This is a genomic window from Halorubrum persicum, assembly GCF_002727125.1.
Taxonomy (GTDB): Archaea; Halobacteriota; Halobacteria; order Halobacteriales; family Haloferacaceae; genus Halorubrum; species Halorubrum persicum.
Genome location: NZ_NHOA01000156.1, coordinates 1 through 18,486, shown reverse-complemented (window position 1 = coordinate 18,486; position 18,486 = coordinate 1). Strand labels below are relative to the sequence as shown.

Annotated in this window: 16 protein-coding genes and 1 pseudogene; 10 read left to right on the top strand and 7 right to left on the bottom strand. The window is 68.3% G+C overall.

From position 1 onward, the window contains the following. Position 1 precedes the first annotated feature (1 nt). A complete protein-coding gene (locus DJ69_RS17165) occupies positions 2-736 on the top strand; it encodes a DUF1641 domain-containing protein (RefSeq protein ID WP_099256845.1) in 735 nt (244 codons plus the stop codon). A gap of 8 nt (positions 737-744) precedes the next feature. Next, positions 745-2,721: a molybdopterin oxidoreductase family protein gene (locus DJ69_RS17160; protein WP_099256788.1), complete on the top strand. Its 1,977-nt coding sequence runs from the start codon at positions 745-747 to the stop codon at positions 2,719-2,721. Positions 2,722-2,745: 24 nt separating this feature from the next. Here DJ69_RS17160 and DJ69_RS17155 read toward each other — a convergent pair whose 3' ends face one another. Continuing rightward, positions 2,746-3,171 carry a Tfx family DNA-binding protein gene (locus DJ69_RS17155; RefSeq protein WP_099256787.1) on the bottom strand — a complete coding sequence of 142 codons (426 nt, stop codon included), beginning with the start codon at positions 3,169-3,171 and terminating at the stop codon, positions 2,746-2,748. 60 nt (positions 3,172-3,231) lie between these two features. Between DJ69_RS17155 and DJ69_RS17150 the strand changes: the two genes are divergently transcribed. From DJ69_RS17150 to DJ69_RS17140, 3 genes are read left to right on the top strand one after another with little or no spacing between them, the layout of a single operon-like run. After that, entirely contained in the window at positions 3,232-4,245 is a 1,014-nt protein-coding gene (locus tag DJ69_RS17150) for an extracellular solute-binding protein (RefSeq protein ID WP_099256786.1), read from the top strand. Beyond that, entirely contained in the window at positions 4,246-5,061 is an 816-nt protein-coding gene (locus DJ69_RS17145; protein WP_099256785.1) for a molybdate ABC transporter permease subunit, read from the top strand. Next, positions 5,058-6,113: an ABC transporter ATP-binding protein gene (locus DJ69_RS17140; RefSeq protein WP_099256784.1), complete on the top strand. Its 1,056-nt coding sequence runs from the start codon at positions 5,058-5,060 to the stop codon at positions 6,111-6,113. Before DJ69_RS17145 ends, DJ69_RS17140 begins: the two co-directional genes overlap by 4 nt. Before the next feature lie 90 nt (positions 6,114-6,203). Here DJ69_RS17140 and DJ69_RS18610 read toward each other — a convergent pair whose 3' ends face one another. Beyond that, positions 6,204-6,764 (bottom strand): response regulator transcription factor, encoded by a 561-nt coding sequence (locus tag DJ69_RS18610; protein ID WP_180271868.1) that lies wholly within the window; start codon positions 6,762-6,764, stop codon positions 6,204-6,206. Between the two features lie 234 nt (positions 6,765-6,998). Between DJ69_RS18610 and DJ69_RS17130 the strand changes: the two genes are divergently transcribed. Continuing rightward, positions 6,999-8,018 (top strand): carbohydrate kinase family protein, encoded by a 1,020-nt coding sequence (locus DJ69_RS17130; protein ID WP_180271867.1) that lies wholly within the window; start codon positions 6,999-7,001, stop codon positions 8,016-8,018. A 19-nt stretch (positions 8,019-8,037) separates the two neighbouring features. Here DJ69_RS17130 and DJ69_RS17125 read toward each other — a convergent pair whose 3' ends face one another. Beyond that, positions 8,038-8,484, bottom strand: a complete 447-nt coding sequence (locus DJ69_RS17125) for a universal stress protein (protein WP_099256843.1) — start codon at positions 8,482-8,484, stop codon at positions 8,038-8,040. A 138-nt stretch (positions 8,485-8,622) separates the two neighbouring features. Between DJ69_RS17125 and DJ69_RS17120 the strand changes: the two genes are divergently transcribed. Then, positions 8,623-9,270 (top strand): phosphoribosyltransferase, encoded by a 648-nt coding sequence (locus DJ69_RS17120; protein ID WP_245851753.1) that lies wholly within the window; start codon positions 8,623-8,625, stop codon positions 9,268-9,270. Between the two features lie 133 nt (positions 9,271-9,403). Continuing rightward, complete coding sequence (locus tag DJ69_RS17115; protein ID WP_180271866.1) at positions 9,404-10,324, top strand: sodium:calcium antiporter; 921 nt, start codon at positions 9,404-9,406, stop codon at positions 10,322-10,324. A 15-nt stretch (positions 10,325-10,339) separates the two neighbouring features. On the opposite strand, the gene DJ69_RS18605 is transcribed toward DJ69_RS17115, so the two are convergent. Together DJ69_RS18605 and DJ69_RS19080 are read right to left on the bottom strand one after the other, a co-directional pair. After that, complete coding sequence (locus DJ69_RS18605; protein WP_180271865.1) at positions 10,340-11,293, bottom strand: bacterio-opsin activator domain-containing protein; 954 nt, start codon at positions 11,291-11,293, stop codon at positions 10,340-10,342. 413 nt (positions 11,294-11,706) lie between these two features. Next, positions 11,707-12,063: pseudogene (locus tag DJ69_RS19080) on the bottom strand (response regulator transcription factor); the annotation flags it as partial. Between the two features lie 234 nt (positions 12,064-12,297). Here DJ69_RS19080 and DJ69_RS18600 point away from each other — a divergent pair. Beyond that, a complete protein-coding gene (locus tag DJ69_RS18600; protein WP_180271864.1) occupies positions 12,298-12,468 on the top strand; it encodes a DUF7129 domain-containing putative zinc-binding protein in 171 nt (56 codons plus the stop codon). Positions 12,469-12,554: 86 nt separating this feature from the next. Here DJ69_RS18600 and DJ69_RS17085 read toward each other — a convergent pair whose 3' ends face one another. Next, positions 12,555-13,433, bottom strand: coding sequence for a universal stress protein (locus tag DJ69_RS17085; RefSeq protein ID WP_099256778.1), 879 nt, complete (start codon positions 13,431-13,433; stop codon positions 12,555-12,557). Positions 13,434-13,501: 68 nt separating this feature from the next. Next, positions 13,502-16,621 (bottom strand): PAS domain S-box protein, encoded by a 3,120-nt coding sequence (locus tag DJ69_RS17080; protein ID WP_099256777.1) that lies wholly within the window; start codon positions 16,619-16,621, stop codon positions 13,502-13,504. Positions 16,622-16,825: 204 nt separating this feature from the next. Between DJ69_RS17080 and DJ69_RS17075 the strand changes: the two genes are divergently transcribed. Continuing rightward, a complete protein-coding gene (locus DJ69_RS17075; protein ID WP_099256776.1) occupies positions 16,826-18,283 on the top strand; it encodes a sensor histidine kinase in 1,458 nt (485 codons plus the stop codon). Positions 18,284-18,486: the final 203 nt, after the last annotated feature.

The window sequence follows — 18,486 nt, the reverse complement described above, 5'->3', positions numbered from 1 at the left end:
GATGGCGAAACCGACCGAGAGCTACCCCGAGACGGCGACGCACGGGTCGACGAAGCGGGAGACGAACGGCGAGGGCGACGCCGCGTTACAGGAGGCGCTCTCCACGCACGGCGAGGCGCTCGCGGAGGCCGTCGACAGCACCGACGAACTCCAAGACGTCCTCTCGACGGCCGTCCTGATCGCGGCGAGCGCCGACGAGGACGAGCTCGAGCACGTCACCGCTTCGGCCGCCAACCTCGTGGCGGCCGCTGACGGCCTCTCGACCGACGGAGCGGCGACGCTCGCGACCGACCTCGGCGACAACGCCGAGGAGCTGTCCGCGTCGCTGGACACTGTTCTCGTCCTCCAGCGGGAGGGACACCTCGACGACCTCGTGGCCATCGCGACGGCGTTCACCGAGTCGCTCTCCGCGGCGGAGGTCGAGGAGCTGTCGACGACGCTCGAAGACAACGGGACCGAGATCGTCGAGGCGTTGGACCTGGTGCTCGAACTGCAGCGCGGCGGCCAACTCGAGGAGCTCGTCGATCTCGCGAACACGCTCTCGGCCCTCGAGATCGACGAGGACACCGCGGAGGGGCTGAACAACCTCCTCGGCGCCGTCGGCGAGGCGCAGCGCAGCTCCGAACGCGTCGGGGTCCTCGGCCTCCTCCGCGAGCTCCGGAGCCGCGACGCCCGCGACGGCCTCGGCTACCTCGTCGAGTTCCTGAAGGCCCAGGGACGCGGCCTCAGGCGCTGAGAGACACCGTGTCCGATCGAACGCCCGATGAGACGGTATGCCCGCTCTGCGGCGTCGGCTGCCGGTTGAAACCGACGGCCGACGAATCGCGTGCGCAGGGCGTCGCCGCCCCGGCGAACCCCGACGGGCGGCTCTGCCGGAACGGCGTCACCGCGTTCGACACGCCGGACGATCGCCTCACGACGCCGCTCGTTCGGCGAGGCGGGGAGCTGCGACCGGCGTCGTGGGAGACCGCCTACGAGCGCGTCGAAGCGTCGTTCGGATCCATCTTGCGCGCAGACGGCCCGGACGCGCTGGCGTTTCTCGGCGCGCCCCACTGCACGAACGAGGAGAACTACCTCCTCCAGAAGCTCGCCCGGATGCTCGGGACGAACAACGTCGACAACCGCTCCCGGCTCTGTCACGCCTCGACGGCGCGGATCCTCGAAGACCGGGTGGGGTGGCCGGCGACGACGAACAGCCTCGCCGGTCTCCGGGAGGCGGATGTCATCCTCGTCGCCGGGGCCAACCCCGCCGAACGACAGCCGGTCGCGTTCAACAGCTTCGTCAGGCCGGCGGTCAACGACGGGGCCACGCTCGTCCACATCGAGCCGGCCGGAAACCGGACGACACGGCTGGCCGACATCCACGTCACGCCGCGACCGGGGACGGACGCGCTGGTGTTCGACTGTCTGAGCCGGCGGCTCCTCGCGGCCGAAACCGGCGTCGATCGGTCCTTCGTCGACGCCCGGACACGGGGGTTCGAGCGGTTCGCGGCGTCGATGGCCGACGCGGAACCCGCCGCCGCCCTCACGGCCGCGGGAGTCACGGGAGAGACGATCGAAGCGGTGGCGTCCCGGCTGGCGGACGCCGACCGGATCGCCGGGCTCGTCGGGACCGGGATCGAGGGTGGCACGGGCGCGCTGAACGCGCCGGAGGCGCTGCTCAACATGCTGCTGCTGACGGGGAACGTCGGGCGACGTGGATCCGGCCTGTACGTGCTCCGCGGGCTCGCCAACGAGCAGGGCGCCGCCGACGCCGGCTGCGTCCCCGACAGGTTGCCGGGGCACCAGCCGGTGACGGCGGCGACCGCGCGCGAGCGGGTCGAGTCCGAGTGGGGCGTCGCGCCGCCGCCGACGCCCGGCAAGACGGCGACGGCGCTGCTCGAATCTTTCGGCGGGGAGATCCGGGGCGCGCTCGTGGTCGGCGAGAACCCCGCGATATCGAAACGCGACCGGGAGTGGGTGCAGCGCCGACTGGACGCGATCGATTCGCTGGTCGCCGTCGACCTCGTCGCGAACGAGACCACGCGACACGCGGACGTCGTGTTGCCGGCCGCGGCCGGAACCGAAAAGGCGGGGACCTTCACGAACCTGGAGCGCCGGATCCAGCGGAGCCGACCGGTCCAGACGCCACCGGGCGAGGCGCGCCCCGACCGGGACATACTCGCCGACCTCGGGACGCGGTTGACCGACCGCCCGTCCGCGTTCGAGTACGCGGACGCCGGAGCGGTGTTCGACGAACTGTGCCGTGTCGCGCCCACGCACGCTGGGCTCTCCGATGCGGCGATCGGGGAGGGAGGCCGCCAGTGGCCCGCCGGCGAGGGCGGGGAAGACGCCGACCCGCTCTATCGCGAGCGGTTCGAAACGCCGGACGGGTACGCGCGGTTCGGAACGGCACAGCCGTTCGTCGAGCCCGACGCGACCGACGAGCTGCGGCTGGTGACTGGCGGGCGGACCACCGACCGCTCCGCCCAGGGGCCGGCCGCCCCGGTGCTCCGGATCAATCCGAGCGACGCCGAGGAACGCGGCCTCGACGACGATGTCGACGAGGCCGCCGAAGCGCTCGTCGTCGTTTCCAACGGCGACGTGTCGGTTCGGGCCACCCCCGAGTTCGATCCGGGCGTTCGACGGGGGACGGCGTACCTCTCCGCAGACGCCGCGGATCCGCTTCTTCGTCGCGGGATCGAGGTCGTAAGCGTTCGGTCGGCCGACGCCGAGCGCTGATCGAACTCCCCGCCGGGGCGGCGGTCAGAGCGCCTCGGTGTACACTCTCACCTCGCCCTCGTTGGTGATTCCGACGTCGATGGTCGTCTTCAGCTCGCTCTGGTTCGTACAGCCTTCGAGGGCCCCGTAGAGGTGGGTGTACAGCTCCGGACGGCAGTACGCGATTTTGACGCCGGCTTCGTTCCCGTGATCGTAGACGCTGGCGACCAGATCGTCGAAGCTCGTCCCCGGGGAGACGGAGAACTGGATCGGCGATCGGATCGTCCGAGCGAGTTCCAGCGTGCGGCGCGCCTTCTCGATGTTCTGTTCCGCGGCTCGTTCGATCGCGCTGACGTTCGCGTCGGTCGTTCCCAGCCGATCCGCGACCTCCTGTTGTGTCCGCCCCTGCTCTCGGAGTTCGAGCACCGTCACCTGTCGTTCGGTCAGCGCGGTCGAGTCGGCAGAGACCATGCCGTAGTTAAACAGATGTGTTTGAGTTAAGCTTTTGGCTCAAACACTTCTGCACATCATATGGCGAATCGCTCCCCGACGACGCGACGACGGTTCCTCCTGACTGCCGGGACCGCGGCCGTCGCCGGTGTCGCGGGCTGTACGGGCGGGAGAAGCGAAGCGGGCAGTCAGTCGCCGACGATCGCTATCCTCGCGGCTGGCAGTCTGCAGAACGCGATGGCGAACGGACTCGCGCCGGCCGTCGACGTTCCGGTCGAGATCGAAGCGCACGGCTCCGCGACCGTCGCCCGAATGATCGCCGAGGGGCAGCGCGACCCCGACATCGTCTCGGTCGCCGACGTGGCCCTCTTCGAGGAGCCGCTTTCGCCGCCGTGGCACTCGGTGTTCACCAGCAACTCCGTCGTCATCGCGTACAACCCGGAGACGGACGGCGGCGCGCGCCTGGCCGAGGCCGGCTCCGAGCGCTGGTATGAACCGCTGCTCGACGGACGCGTAACGATCGGTCGCACCGATCCCGACCAGGATCCGCTCGGGTATCGCACCCTCTTCATGTTCGAGCTCGCCTCGCGGTACTACGACGACGCGCCGAACCTCAGGGAGCAGATCCCGCGACAGGACCAGATCTATCCCGAGACATCGTTGATCAGTCAGTTCGAAACCGGCTCCGTCGACGCCGCGATCGCGTACCGAAACATGGCCGTCGAACGCGACTACGAGTACATCGCACTCCCGGACCAGATCAACCTGAGCAATCCTCGGTACGCGGCGGAGTGGTATGCGACGACCTCGTACGCGCTGCCCAGCGGCCGGGAAATACGCGGCGGACTCATCAGCTACGGCTCGACCATTCGACACATGAGCGACGCTGCGGTCGCCGTGTTCGACGCCCACACGACCGGGAGCTATCTCGCGGAACACGGGTTTCTCCTCCGCGACCAGTTCCCCGCCTACACGGGCGCCGTCCCCCAGCGCGTGCGACAAACAGCAGGCCGGTCGAACGAGACGCAGTCCCGACTCGGCGGCCCAACCGAACCGCTGTCCTCAACCGTCTCGGATGTCACCGTCCTGATCTGAATGGCGGTGGGCTCGAACACGGAGCGATCGGGGACGGTGACGGTGGGATTCGACTGGCTCAGCGTCGCGCTCGTCCTCGGCGGGGTGCTCCTCCTGTACTACGTGGTGCCGTTGGTGTCGCTGTTTCTCTCGGTCCCGGCCGGGGATATTCTCGCACAGATAACCAATCCGACCGTCGTCGACGCGGCGACCACGTCGCTGCTGTCGGCGTCGGTCAGCACCGTCATCGCCACCCTGTTCGGCCTACCGCTCGCGTACTGGCTCGCGCGCACCGACGGGGCCGTGATGAAGGGCGTCCTCGCGGTCGTGATCCTCCCGTTAGTGCTCCCCCCGACGGTCGGCGGCATCGTGCTGCTCACCGTTTTCGGCCCCGGATCGCCGCTCGGGGAGGCCGCGGTTGCCGCCGGGTTCCCGCTCACGCGGTCGCTCGCCGGCGTGGTGCTCGCCCAGACATTCGTCGCGTCGCCGTTCGTGGTCGTGACCGCCAAAGCGGCGTTCGAGAGCGTCGACCAGACGCTCGAGTACGCCTCTCGATCGCTGGGGGAAGGTCGGTTGACGACCGCTCGACGCGTAACGCTACCCCTGGCCGGCCCCGGTATTCTCGCCGGCGTGACCCTCGCGTTCGCGCGGGCGATCGGCGAGTTCGGCGCGACGATGATGATGGCGTACTACCCCCGAACGATGCCGGTACAGATCTGGGTGGCGTTCATCGAGCTCGGCTTGGATAACGCGTATCCGGTGGCGATACTCCTGGTCGGGATCGCCGTCGCGGCGCTCGCGGTGCTCAACACGGTCGCGTCGAACCCATGGGAATGACGCTCGAACTTTCGCGACTGCGCAAGAGCTACGGCCAGTTCGACTTCGGCCCGGTGGACCTGACGGTCGACGACGAAGTGCTCGCCGTCTTGGGACCGTCCGGCAGCGGGAAGACGACGCTGCTCTCGCTGGTGGCCGGTATCGCGGTCCCGGACGCCGGATCGATGCGGCTCGACGGTCGCGAACTGGTCGGCCTGCCGCTCGAAGACCGGCGCGTGGGGATGGTCTTCCAGGAGGGGGCGCTCTTCCCCCATATGACCGCCCGAGAGAACATCGAGTACGCGGCTAGGGACGGCGATCGCGTCGGTTCGCTCGCGACGCTGCTCGAACTCGACGGCGTGCTGGAGCGGAAGCCCGCGACGCTCTCCGGCGGGGAGCGACAACGCGTGGCCCTCGCGCGAACGCTCGCGACCGACCCGGACGCGCTGCTCCTCGACGAGCCGCTGTCGAGCCTCGACGCACCGATCCGGAAACGGCTCCGCGACGAGCTGTATCGCCTGTTCGAGTCGCTCGATATCCCCGTTCTCTACGTCACGCACGACCAGCGCACGGCGACGGCGCTCGGCGACCGACTCGCCATCGTTCGAGACGGGGGGATCGAACAGGTTGGTCCGCCCTCGACGGTGATCACTCGACCGACGAGCCGCTTCGTCGCCCGCTTTACGGGGACCGAGAACGTCTTCGACGGAACGGTGACCGACCGACCGTCGACCGGAGCGACCGTGTCGGTCGGCGACGTTCGGCTCCAGACGACCGTTTCGGATGTGCCCGCCTCAGCCGTGACGGTCTGTATCCACCCGTCACGGATCACCGTCGAAGCCCCCGACGAAGCCGACGAGAATCGACCCGCGAACGCGGTCACGGGGACGGTCGCCCGGTGGCTGAACGAGGGGAGCGAATACCGAATCGACGTCGAGTGCGACGCCGGTTCGATCACGCTCACGACGAACGTCCGGCCGCCGACGTTCGAACGGCTCGCGCTCGCGAACGGCACGGAGCTCAGCGTGCTGATCCCGCGGGAGTCGATCCACCTGATTCCGGAGCACGAGTAGCTCCGAGCACCCCGCCGAACCCGACCGATCGCAGACGACGCACGACGCCGGTCCGACGGCCCCGCGTCGGGCGCCGTAGGGGAGAGGTGCCTACTCGATCGTGCGGAAGGCCGGATCGAAGCCGTTGAGCTCGTCGATCCGCTCTTGGATCTGTCCGCGGATCCGGTTGACCTCCCTGCGTAAATCCTCCAGCGCGGCTTCCGTCCCGGCCGTGCTGCTGGTCTCGATCGCGACGATCTTCGAGGTCAACCTGAAGTAGCGCTGGAGTTCGTCGTCCAACTGCGACCGCAGCTGGAGCTCGTTGACGGTCTCCCGAAGCTCGGCCTTCGTCAGCGGCTTCGTGAGGTACTCGTCGCAGGGGATGTCGACCAGATCGCAGCCGGGTTCGGTGCTGGTGAGCATCGCCTTTTGGTCTTCGATGTCCCGCTCGTTCATCTTCTGAATGACCGTCGACCCCGGAATGTCCGGCATTCGGCGGTCGAGGATCACGACGCTGACCTCCGAGTCGTACCACGTGAGCGCGCCGGACCCCGAGTTGGACGTCCGGACGTCGTACTCCGGCTCGAGCCACCGCGAGTACGTCGCGGCGAGGTCTCTGTCGTCCTCTACCACCAGCACCGTCGGATCTGCGGAGTCGGATTCGTTTGACATAGTCGTGAACCCCCGTGATCTGGGCTCGGAGCGTCCCGGAGCGGTCTCGGAGCGTCGCCTTCGATCGGAGTCGTCTGCGGACACGCGTTCGTGCCCCTCTACCACGGGATGTCGCCAGCGAAGCGATATAAACCGTCGACCAATTCCCGGCCCGATCGCGGCGGAGCGGTCGGACGCGGGCCCGCGGAGTCCGACCGGATTTACGGGGTGGGGGCTCGTAGGTCGAGGCGACCGATGGAGTACGACGCGCTCCGCTCCCGCCTGACGGGAGGGCTCGACTACCGCGACGTGATCGCCCTCCCGGACGGGAGCGTCGACCGATACTACGGCGTCGCCGACGCGACCGGCGAGCGGATCCGAACGCTCCCGGCGTTTGTCGACCGCCTCTCCGGCGGGGTGCGGTCGCTGAAACTGGTCTCCGAGGCGGTCCGACCGGGAGGGCAGGCGGTGAACGCGGCCCGGCAGGCGTCGGTTCTCGGCCCCGACGTGACGCTGTACGGCCACCTCGACGACCCCCATCTCGGGTCGTTCCCCTTTCGGACGATCTCGATGGGCGCGCCCGCGACGGTCCAGGTGCTCTCCTTCGACGAGGAGGAGATGATGCTCGCCGTCGAGTCCGAGGATATCCGAGAGTGGCGCATCGAGGACCTCTTCGCGGCGGTGCGCACGGAGCCGGACGCGTGGCTCTCCGACGAGGTGGTCGTCCTCCAGAACTGGGTCGGCGTCGACGGGATGACGGACGCCATCGGAACGCTCGCCGACCTCGACCTCGGCGCGGCGACGGTCGTCTTCGACCCGGGAGACGTGACCGCCTCCAGCGCGGAGCCGCTCAGGGCGCTCTGCCGGGCGCTGGGTGCTCTCGCCGCCGAGACCGAGGTCGTCCTGACGGCGAACGACCGGGAGATCGGTCGCCTCGCAGCGGTTCTCGGCGTCGAGGCGACCGGGACGGAGAGAGAGCTGGCCCTCCGCGACCGTTTGGGTATCGACGCCGTCGTCCTCCACGACGAGCGCCGCGCCGCGGCCGCGACCGACGAGCTGACCGTGGTCCAGAACTTCGAGGCCGAGCGCGTCCGTCGGCGGACGGGCGCTGGCGACCGATTCGACGGCGCGCTCGCGACGGGGATCGCGGCGGGCCTCCCGTGGGGGGAGTGCCTCGCGCTCGGCAACGCGTGCGCGACCTACTTCGTCGAGCAGGGGGAGACGGCGACGCGCGATGACGTCCGCGAGCTGCTCGACCGTCGGAGCGACCGGTGAGCCGACTCGCCCGCGCGGATCACGCTTCGTCGCCGTGGACGACGGTCACCGGGACCGGCGCCCGGCGGAGCACCGTCTCGGCGACGCTTCCGAGGGCGATCCGCGAGAGGCCCGTGCGACCGTGGCTCCCCATGACGATCTGATCGGCGTCTCGCTCCTCGGCGGCGTCGACGATGGCCCGAGCCGGCGGTCCGATCTTCGATCCGACCTCCGCGCTGACGTCGGCGTCCCTGACGCGCCGTTCGGCGGCTCCGAGGATCGCTTCGCTCTGCGTTTGAGCGGCCGCGATGCGCTGCGACCAGAACTCCTCGGTGACGGCCTCCGGGCTGCTGTCGAGGGCCGTCTCCAAGGGGTTGATCACGTGGAAGAGCACGTGGTGGGCGTCCGGGAACGTCTCGAAGGCGAACGACACCGCTGCGTCGGCGGGATCGGAGCCGTCGATCGGCACGAGGACGGTTTCGGACACGGGCCGGTGTGTGACCGACGGAGGCTTCACTCGTCGCCCTAATCGCCGCCGTCGGGCGCGCTGAGACGCGCGACGGTCAGGGTCGTGTTAGGCTCGCTAATTATGTGGGTCGGACGGAAATTCGGAGACGATCGAGGCATGTTCAACGACGAGACATCCGGGGGGACCACCGATCGACACATGTTCGAGGACAAGACGTCCGCGGGAAAGCGCCTCGCCGAACGGTTCGTCGATCACGATCTCCGGCCCGATACCGTGTTCGCCGTCCCGACGGGGGGCGTGGCCGTGGCCGAACCGATCGCCGACCGGTTCAACGCCGATCTGGGGCTCCTCGTGGCCGAGCCGGTCCGACCGCCGTCGGAGGACATCCCGCTCGGCGCCGTGACCGACACCGGGTCGACCTGGATCGACGGCCGGCTGGTCGAGGCGTTCGACGTCGACAAGGAGAAGCTGGAGGTCGAAAAGCAGCGGGCGTTCCGGGAGGCGCGGAACAAACACGAGACGTTCGACGAGATCGGCAGCGACCCGACGCCCGAGGGGGTCGTCGCCATCGTCGACGACGGGATCGTCACCGGCACGACGATGAAGGCCTGTACGACGGCGATGGCCGAGGTCGCCGACACCTACACCATCGCGGCCGCCCCGGTGGGCGCCCCCGACTCCGTGGCCGAGCTCCACGCCATCGCCGATGACGTCTTGGTGGAAGAGGACCCGCCGTCGTTCAAGCTCCTCGAACAGTTCTACGAGAGCTTCGACCCGGCGGTCGTCCCCCAGTGGTCGGAGTAGGCGGCGGTTCCCGCCCCCGGCGCGACGTCCCCAGGCGATCACTCGCCGACCCCCCACTCCTCGTCGACAGCGTCGAGACGGACTCCAGCTCTGTGCCAAGAACCCCCACGTCGATCGACCGGGTGTTCGTCGGGTGACGTTCTGGCACGCGGTCGGGGCCGTCGTCGGGCTCGCGTGCCTGATCTACGGCGGCGAACGGGCGGTGGAGGCCGCGGTCACCGTGGCGATGGCGTTCGGCCTGCCGACGCTCCTCGTCGGCGGGACGCTCGTCGCCGTCGGGAGTTCGATCCCGGAGATAACGACGGCCGTGTACGCCGGGCTGTACGGCGCCGGCGACTTCGTCGTCAGCCACATCATCGGCTCGATCACGTCACAGATCACCCTCGGCGTCGGCATCGTCGCGCTGCTCTCGCCGCTCCGACTGGAGCGGGGTGAGGTTCGGTTCTACGGGACCGGAATGATCCTCGCGATGGCGCTGATGCTCGCGGCCATCAGCTCGGGGGCGGTCTCTCGCGTCCAGGGCGGGGGGCTCGTCGCGGCCTACCTCTGCTTTCTGGGGGTCCGGCTTCGGGGGGAGAGCCACGCCGCGCTGGTCGAGCGTCACGCGGGCGGCGACCGCTCGCTTCCGCAGGCGGCGGGCTGGATCGTCGTCGGCTTCGCCCTCGTCGCCGTCGGCGGGCACCTCCTCGTCGTCCACAGCAAGGCGCTCGCCGTCGCGCTCGGGGTTCCGGAGTACCTCTTGGGGCTCGTCACGGGCCTCGGAACGACCGCGCCCGAGATCGCCATCGCCGCACTCGCCATCGACCGCGGCGAGGCCGACATCGCCGTCGGGACGCTGTTCGGCAGCAACGTGACCGACCCGCTGTTCTCGCTGGGCGCGGGCGCCCTCGTCGGCGGGATCGCGGTCGACCGCGTCGGCCCGACGGTCGCGTCCGCCGGCTACACGATCGCCGCGTCGGTCGTCGTCGTCGGGCTCTTCTACCTGAACGGCGGGATCGACAGGCGGGCGGCCGTGGGCTGTATCGCGATGTACGTCCCGACGTTCCTGCTGTGAGCGGGACGGCCGCGATCACTCCTCGCGCTGCGGCCGCTCGTCCTCGGAGAACTTCCCGGTCTCGGCGAAGAACGTCTCGATCAGCTCTTTCTGTGCGCCTCGGAGGTGCTCGTGGAGTGTCGGCGGCGCCACGTCGAGAGAGTTCGCGATCTCCTTGGCCGTCGACTCCCGCGGCCAGTCGAAGTACCCCGCCGAGTAGACGGCCTCGAGAACGGAGTACTGGCGGTCAGTGAGCCGGTTCTCCAGCGACTGACGGAAGTCCTCGACCGACTGGACGTCGCGTTCGGTCTCGCGCTTCGCGACGAGGTCGACGTCGTCGAACCGCGTCTCGATCGCTTCGACGACCGTCCGCACGTCGACCTCGGGCGCGACCGTCGCCGTGAGGTGGCCGTGGCCCGCTTCGGCGTACATCGACTCGACGGAGGCGCCGGCCTCGATCAGCGAGAGGACGATCGTCGAGTCCGCGATCCGGAGCTCACAGAGGTTCTCGTCGCCCGAGTCCCCGATGCCGCGGACGATCTGGACCGCGGGGAACTCCGTGGCGGCGTCGAGGAAGGATTCCGTCGACGCGCCGGTGACTTCGAGGTAGGAGATGAGCTCTCCGTCAGCGGCCGGGACGAACCCCTTCAGGTCGATGCGGGAGTCGGTCTCTCGGGAGAGCGCGACGAAGACGTCGTCGGGGTCTTGGATGTCAAACTCCAGTTCGACGACGGTGTCCGAGAGGATCAGCTTCTTCGTCTCGACCGAGTGGATCGCGTGTGCGATGCTGTCTCCGAGCTCCGACAACACCGAGACCTCTCGGTCGTCGAAGAGGTCCTCTCGGTCGGTGTACACGTTCAGAACGCCGTAGACGGTGTCTTGGTAGCAGATCGGAACGATCGCGCCGGCGGAGATCTGCTGGTCGTCGGCCGAGAGCCCGAGCGGTTCGAGCAGCTGCGCCCTGTCGTCGGCGGTGAGGTCGTCGACCACCTGCACCTCGCCGGTGTCGACGGCGGCGCGGCGAGATACCCGGGTGTCGTCTGCTGGAAACTGACGGTGTAGTCGCCGATCCACGCCAGTTCGTAGGGGTCGGACTCGACGAGCCGCTCGCAGACGGTCCGTTCGATCTCCTCGCGCTCGGAGGCGACGACGAGCTCCTTGTCGATTTCGCGGATGATGGAGGTGAGCCGTTGGAGCCGCTCGAGCCGGGACTTCAGCTCGCTGACCCGCTCCGACTCCGTGGCGCGTTCGGCCTCCGTCTGGAGTTCGGCCGCGGCCTCGGAGTCGCGGAGGTTCTCTTCGTCCCGCGACGCCAGCGCCTCCGCCTTGGACTCCATCGCGAAGAGGTCCCGAGCGTCCGGCTCGAACCCCCGCCGGAGCAGGAGTTCGTCGACGGTGTCTTGAAGCTTCTTCTGCGTGATCGGTTTGACGAGGTACTCGTCGAACTTCAGGTCGATAATGTCGGTGTCGGGCTCGACGGCGGTGAGCATCGCCACCGGGCAGTCGATACCCTGCTCCCTGATATCCTCCAGGATCTTGTCGCCCGGGATGCCTGGCATCCGGCGGTCGAGCAGGACGAGGTCGAGGTCGTCGTCGATGCGCTTGCGCGCCTGGACCCCGCTGTATCTGATCTCGACGTCGTACTCGTCGGGCAGCCACATCGCGTAGGTGTCCGCGAGGTCCTTGTCGTCGTCGACGATCAGTATCGTCGGCGCCTCGGCGGAATCATTCGCCGACGCCGCGGCGATGGATTCACTCATACCGACCCCCGCCCGCGCGTCGCCACACCCGATACAGGAGTAATATGCCAGATAGATCGTCGCTGACTCGGGTGTCTATTCGTGAGTTCGATCATTCTTTTAGAGAGAGTGGAATATTATCATATAAAACCTTTAGCCTAATTGGCGCCGAAGTCGGCGGCGAGAAACGGCCGCGCGCCGTTAACAGAGTAGGCCCCCGTTCGATAACGTCGCCGCCGAGACATCCCCCCGCCGATGACCGACGATCCATACCATCCCGAACCGCCGTTCGTGTACGAGTGCGCCGACTGCGAGAGCCGCTTCGAGGCCGACGACATCTCGGGGTTGGAGCCGACGGACGAGCTGGTCGAGTGCCCCGACTGCGGCGGCGATCTGTGGAACCTCACGACCCCCTCGCGGGAGTGATCCGCGGTCGGGGTCGGCTCCGAGAGGAAGCGTGAGCCGCCGTCGCGACCGGGCCACTCGCTACGGGAATCGCATCGATCGGGCTCTCACTCGGCCAGCGGCGCGGCCAAGACCGGGACCTCGCTCTCCCGAACCGTCCGCTCCGTCACGCTGCCGAGGAAGAGCCGCTTGACGCCCTCCCTCCCGTGGGTCCCCATCGCGATGAGGTCGGCGTCGCGGTCGTCGGCGTAGTCGCGGATGGCCGTCTGCGGAGTCCCCTCGACCACCGCCGACTCGCACGGGACCCCGCGCGCTTCGGCCCGCTCGCAGACCGCCTCGACGTGGTGCTCGCGCTGCGCTTCCAGCGAACTGACGAGATCGGAAATGGCGACGCCGCCCTCGCTGACCGCGGCCAGCGACTGCACGTCGACGACGGCGAGGGCGTGGACGGTCGCGTCGTACGCGTCCGCGACCGCGCAGGCGTGCTCCGCCGCGCGCTCCGAGCCGGGCGAGCCGTCGGTCGGAACCACGATGTCGTCGATATCGGCGCCGGCCGCCTCGACGCCGGGGATGGTCAGCACCGGGATCTCGAGGGTCCGGAGGGTGCGCTCGGTGACGCTCCCGAGCAGCAGTCTGTCGATCCCCGTCCGACCGTGGGTCCCCATCGCGACGAGGTCGGCGCCGACCCGGTCGGCGTGGGCCGCGATCTCCGTGTGGGCCACCCCCGACTCGATCGCGGTCTCACAGGGGACGTCCGCCTTCGACGCAGTGGCCGCCGCGCGGTCGAGCGTCTGCAGCCACTGACTGCTGAGGTCGTCGCGACCGGGAGCGTCCGGCAGCGACTCGGTGGGCGAGCTGTCCGAGGGCTCCACCACCGCGAGCAGCGAGACGTCGGCGTCGAAGGTGTCTGCCAACTGTACAGCCGTCTCAGCGGCGGCCTGCGCCGGAGCGCTGCCGTCGACCGGAACGACGATCGTATCGTACATCTCCTCAGTCGGCACGCTCGCCGGGCGCGCTCAAAAAGGGCTCACCTATCCTCCTTCAGCCGACCGCGTTAGCGCGACTCGGCTCGGTCGAACCGCAGGCGGAAGACGGCGCCCTCGGGGTCGTTGTCGTCGACTTCGATGTCGCCGCCGTAAGAGGAGATGATCTCCTTGACGAGGTGGAGGCCGAAGCCGGAGCCCGGGTCCTCGAACTCCTTGGTCGTCCGGTCGAACACGGTCGACTTGCGCTCGTCGGGGATCCCCGGCCCGTCGTCGGCGACGGACACCACGACCGACTCGTCGTCGACCGTCGCGTCGACCCACACCGCCGGGTCGGTGTCGGCGTTGTGCTGCACCGCGTTGATCAGGACGTTGTCGAGGACCTCGCCGAGCAGGTCGTCGGCCACGATGTCGACCGACGGGGCCGATTCGAGGTGGTAGGTGGCCCCGGGATACGTCTGCTGGGCGCGAGCGACGCGGCGTTCGAGCACCGATCCGAGGTCGCAGGGTCTGAGCTGCTGGTCCTCGCCGCGCCCGATCACGTCGGTTACTCGCCGCACCGTCTCGACGAACTCGATCATCTCCTGGGTGCGCTGGGTCGCGGTCTCCAAGTCAGACGAGACCTCGTAGTCGACCCGGCCGTCGAGCAGATCGAGGCGCGCCTTCACCACGTTGAGGCTGTTGAGGAGGTTATGACGCAGCAGGCGGTTCATAAACTCCAGGCGGTTTCGCTCCTGCTGGAGCTCGCGGTCGCGCTCGACCGACTCCAGCGCGTAGGCGATGATCGAGCCGAGACGCTGTAACGCCTCTTGCTCCTCGTCGTCGAATGCGTTCGCCCGGTGAGAGTAGAGGTTGAGCGTCCCGTAGAGGCTGTCGTTGACGATGGGCACCGCCGCCGACGAACGGTAGCCGAACTCCCGTGCGTGGGTCTGCCAAGGCTCGTATCGGTCCTCGGACAAGACGTCTTGGACCGTCTGTACCTCTCCGGTCAGGAACGCCTGCGCGGTCGGCCCCTCGGTCGTCGGTCCCTCATCGAGCCGGATCGTGGTGTCGTCGAGGTATCCCTCGACGCCGGCCTCGGCACTCACTCGCACCTCGTCGTCCTCCGCGGTCCCGATCCACGCGAACTCGTAGGAGCCCGAGGAAGCGAGCCGTTCGCAGACGAGCTCTTCGATGTCTGAGTGGGAAGATAACCCGAACATCGACTCCGCGAGGCTGTGCACGAGCAGGTTCAGGTCGTTGAACGCCGACAGCCGCTCGTGCTGGTCGCGGAGCATCTGCTCGCGCTCGACCCGGTTGAACGCGGCAGCGACGGCGGTCGAGACGATTTCGAGCAGCTGCCGCGTCCGCTCGTCGAACGCGCCGACTGCCGGTGAGCCGGCGACGAGGACGCCGCGGTTGCCGACCGGCGAGAGGACGGCCGACCGGAGGTCGGCATCCCGATCGAAGTCGTCGTACTCGGGCGTGTTACGGATGTCGTCGATCCGGCGGCTCTCGTCCTCGACGAACGCCGACCCGACGACGGTCTCCGACTGGAGCGTGAGTTCGGGGAGCTCGAAGTCCAGGATGTCGGCGCTGTCGGAGGCGGTTCGGGGCGCGAGGACGCCCTCCGCGGCGTCGTAGTCGAAGTACCACGCCGCGGGCGCGTCCAGGACGTTGCGGACGGCCCGCATCGCGGTCTCGGCCACCGTCTCCTCGGAGTCGGCCCGGAACAGTTCGCTTGTGACCCCGTGGAGCGACACCAGCCGCTCTTCGAACAGCTTGCGCTGCGTGATATCCCTGACGACGCCGCAGCGGCCGATACCCTCTTGGAACTCGAGGGGCTCCAACCGGGCCTCGACCGGGAGGTCGGCGCCCGCCTTCGTGTGCAGCGTCAGTTCGACTTTCGCCTCGTCGCGGCCCTCGTTGATGATCTCCTCGGCGAGCCGCTCGGCCTTCGAGGAGACGGTTTCGTCCTTGAGGACGGTCACGGGTTGACCGAGGAGGTCCGTGCGATCGTAGCCGGTCAACTCACAGAACGCGTCGTTGACCATGATGAAGCGGTTGTTTTGGTCGACCGCGTAGACGCCGTCGTTGGTCGTTTCGACGACGCGCTCGTACAGTTCGAGATCGCGCACGCGCTCCTTGCGCTCGGTGATGTCCTGGGCGGCGCCTCGGAGTTTCGTGACCTCGCCGTCCGCCGTCACCGGCACGCCCTGCACGTGGAGCCACCGGGTCTCGCCGTCGCCGACGACGAATCGCGCTTCGATATCGAAGGGCTCGGCCGATTCGATCGCCTCCGTAACGGCGTCTTCGGCGAGCGGTCGGTCGTCCTCGTGGCAGAGATCGAAGGAGTCGTCCAGCGACGGCTCCTCCTCGACGTCCACGCCGAGGAGGTCGAAGAGGTGGTTCGACCAGAACATCTCCAGCGTCTCGGCATCGATCTCCCAGCCGGCGACGTCGGCGATCCGCTCGGCCTGTTCGAGCAGTTCCCGCGTCCGGGCGAGTTCCCGCTCGCGCTCTCGCTGTTCCGTGACGTCGCGGACCACGCCGACCCGGTCACCGCTCGGCAGCAGCGAGAACGTCGCGACGGCGGAGAACGTCTCGCCGTCGGCCCGTTCGAGCGTCGCCTCCAGACTCGCCGAGGAGCGCGCCCCCTCCCGTAGCTCCGCTTCGAACGCGGCCGCGGTCTCGGCGGCCTCTTCGTCGGCGACCATCGTGACGTCGTTTCCGAGCAGCTCCGCCTCCGAGTAGCCGACCATCTCGGTGTAGGAGCGGTTGACCATCTGGAAGACGCCATCCTCGTCGACGACGTAGATGCCCTCCTGGGCCGTCTCGACGATCCCCTCGTAGCGCTCGAGTTCCCGCTCGCGCTCGACCCGGTCCGTCACGTCCCGGAAGTACACGGAAAGCCCGGTTTCCGACGGGTAGGCGCTGACCTCGAACCACGTGTCCAGCGGCGGGTAGTACTCCTCGAAGGAGACCGACTCCTGTTCGTTCATCGCGTGTTCGTACTCGCGCTGGAAGCTCGTTCCGGTGGCCTCGCTGAACTCGTCCCAGAGGACCGCGCCGACGACGGCGTCGCGATCGACTTCGAGCATCTCGGCCGCGCGGGCGTTGAGATAGGTGAACCGCCACTCTTCGTCGATCGCGAAGAACGCGTCCTCGATCCGCTCTAACACCTCTTTCGGGTCGGCGGAGACGAAAGACATTAGATATCTCGTCTATCTCGAACCGGTGATTTATTGTTTACGCCCAGGAACGCCGTTTCCGCGTTTTTACCTCGCCGACCCCGCGTGCAGTCATGCGGTTTCACCGATGTCTGCGGGCCGCTGGGGCGGAAGCGGCGGGACACCGGGGAGCGCGAGGGATTAGGTCGGGTTATTATCTGTGCCATCAGGAAAGGTTCCCGCATAATGGGCCCACCTTCGGGGGGGAGACTTCGCCGGTGGCTCGCCGGCGGGAGCATCAGCCTTCTCGGAGCGATTCTGCTCGTCATTCCGCTGTACGACGTCTGGGACGACTTCACCGCCCTGTCGTGGAGCATCGCTTTGACGCTGGTCGAGAACGCCCTGTTTTTCCTGCTCGCGGGCGGGCTCGTGACCGGCGGGATCTGGCTGATCCGGACCGATTGGGAGACGGAGCAGGTCACGACGGTCGCGCGTCGCACCCTGCTGACGGCGTTCGCCGTGACGTTCGTGCTCGCGTGGGCGATGGCGCTCCAGTGGTATATCCTCGGGCGTCTCAAACCCATCGTGTTGGCGCTCGACGGCGTTCTCGTCGGGGCGACGGCGTCGTTCGCCCTCAGCGTCTCGACCGTCCGGAACAACATCTTCCAGGAGCAGATCAGCCGCGAGCAGGAGCTGAACGAGCGGCTGGAACTGCTCTACGAGGACGCCAGCAGGCTCGCGTCGGCGACGTCACACGAGGAGGCGTACGAGGTCCTCGAAGAGGCGATCGCGAGTGCCGTCCCCGGAACTCCGTTTCGCGTCGTCGTCGACGGCGACGTGGTCATCGAGCACGACACGTCACCAGACCCGAGCGAGCGTTCCGAGCCCGCCCAGACGGTCGCGATCGGCGACCGCGGGCGGATCGACCTCTGCTCGGAACGCCTCGAGAGCCACGAGCTCTCGACCGCGGAGCTGTTCGGCTCCTACGTCGGTGACACGATCCAGCGCATCGAGCGCGAGGAGCGCGTCCGGGAGGAGCGGAACGTGCTGGAGTTCGTCAACCGGACCCTCCGGCACGACCTGATCGGCGACATCTCGCTCGTCCAGGCGCGGCTCAGGATGCTCGACCGGAACGTCGAGTTCGAAGCCGACGTTCACGAGGAGCACCTCGCGGTCGCGATGGACCGGACGGAGGAGATGGAGGAGTTCGTTCGGACGATGCGGACGTACATGCAGTCGGTGTTGAACGAGGAGCACGACCTGACCACCGTCGCCCTCGAACCGGTCATCGACGAACAGATCGAGGCGATAGAGGAGGCGTATCCGACGGTCGAGGTCGAGAAACGAGATATTCCGGAGGGATCCGTCCGCGCTGACGACCTGCTCGACCGGGTGCTCGCGAACCTGTTCGAGAACGCCGTCGAGCACAACGACGCCTCGCCGCCCCGCGTGGTCATCGACGGAGAGCGCGCGGGCGACGTCCTGCGGCTTCGCGTCGCCGACAACGGCCCCGGCATCTCGGCGTCCCGTCGAGAGTCCGTCTTCGCCCAGGAGGAACGCGGAGCCAACAGCGACGGAACCGGGTTCGGACTCTACCTCGTCAAAGACATCATCGAGGGGTACGGCGGAACGGTGCGCGTCCGCGACAACGATCCGCGCGGCGCCGTGTTCGAACTGGAGTTCCCGATCGCCGACGGGGAGTGACTCCCGAACTTCTGGGCGGTTCGGGGCATCACCCGGTACGGCGGCGGCTGGCGCCGAAGTGGGAAGGGATCCCGCGAAAGGGAAGAGAGAGGGAGAGGGGGTGGGTGGGGTTCGGCCCCGTCGCGATCCCCCGGCGGTGTCACGACCGTGAGGACCGTCCGGGAACCAGACGGCGGGTTGGGTGCCTTGACACAGCGTTGCCG

What these genes read in the sequence shown, in the direction of transcription:
- DJ69_RS17075 (WP_099256776.1), top strand. Translation starts at nt 16,826, where the DNA reads ATGGGCCCACCTTCGGGGGGGAGACTTCGCCGGTGGCTCGCCGGCGGG.
- DJ69_RS17150 (WP_099256786.1), top strand. Translation starts at nt 3,232, where the DNA reads ATGGCGAATCGCTCCCCGACGACGCGACGACGGTTCCTCCTGACTGCC.
- DJ69_RS17120 (WP_245851753.1), top strand. Translation starts at nt 8,623, where the DNA reads ATGTTCAACGACGAGACATCCGGGGGGACCACCGATCGACACATGTTC.
- DJ69_RS18600 (WP_180271864.1), top strand. Translation starts at nt 12,298, where the DNA reads ATGACCGACGATCCATACCATCCCGAACCGCCGTTCGTGTACGAGTGC.
- DJ69_RS17140 (WP_099256784.1), top strand. Translation starts at nt 5,058, where the DNA reads ATGACGCTCGAACTTTCGCGACTGCGCAAGAGCTACGGCCAGTTCGAC.
- DJ69_RS17155 (WP_099256787.1), bottom strand. Translation starts at nt 3,171, where the DNA reads ATGGTCTCTGCCGACTCGACCGCGCTGACCGAACGACAGGTGACGGTG.
- DJ69_RS17085 (WP_099256778.1), bottom strand. Translation starts at nt 13,433, where the DNA reads ATGTACGATACGATCGTCGTTCCGGTCGACGGCAGCGCTCCGGCGCAG.
- DJ69_RS18610 (WP_180271868.1), bottom strand. Translation starts at nt 6,764, where the DNA reads ATGTCAAACGAATCCGACTCCGCAGATCCGACGGTGCTGGTGGTAGAG.
- DJ69_RS17130 (WP_180271867.1), top strand. Translation starts at nt 6,999, where the DNA reads ATGGAGTACGACGCGCTCCGCTCCCGCCTGACGGGAGGGCTCGACTAC.
- DJ69_RS17165 (WP_099256845.1), top strand. Translation starts at nt 2, where the DNA reads ATGGCGAAACCGACCGAGAGCTACCCCGAGACGGCGACGCACGGGTCG.
- DJ69_RS17145 (WP_099256785.1), top strand. Translation starts at nt 4,246, where the DNA reads ATGGCGGTGGGCTCGAACACGGAGCGATCGGGGACGGTGACGGTGGGA.
- DJ69_RS17080 (WP_099256777.1), bottom strand. Translation starts at nt 16,621, where the DNA reads ATGTCTTTCGTCTCCGCCGACCCGAAAGAGGTGTTAGAGCGGATCGAG.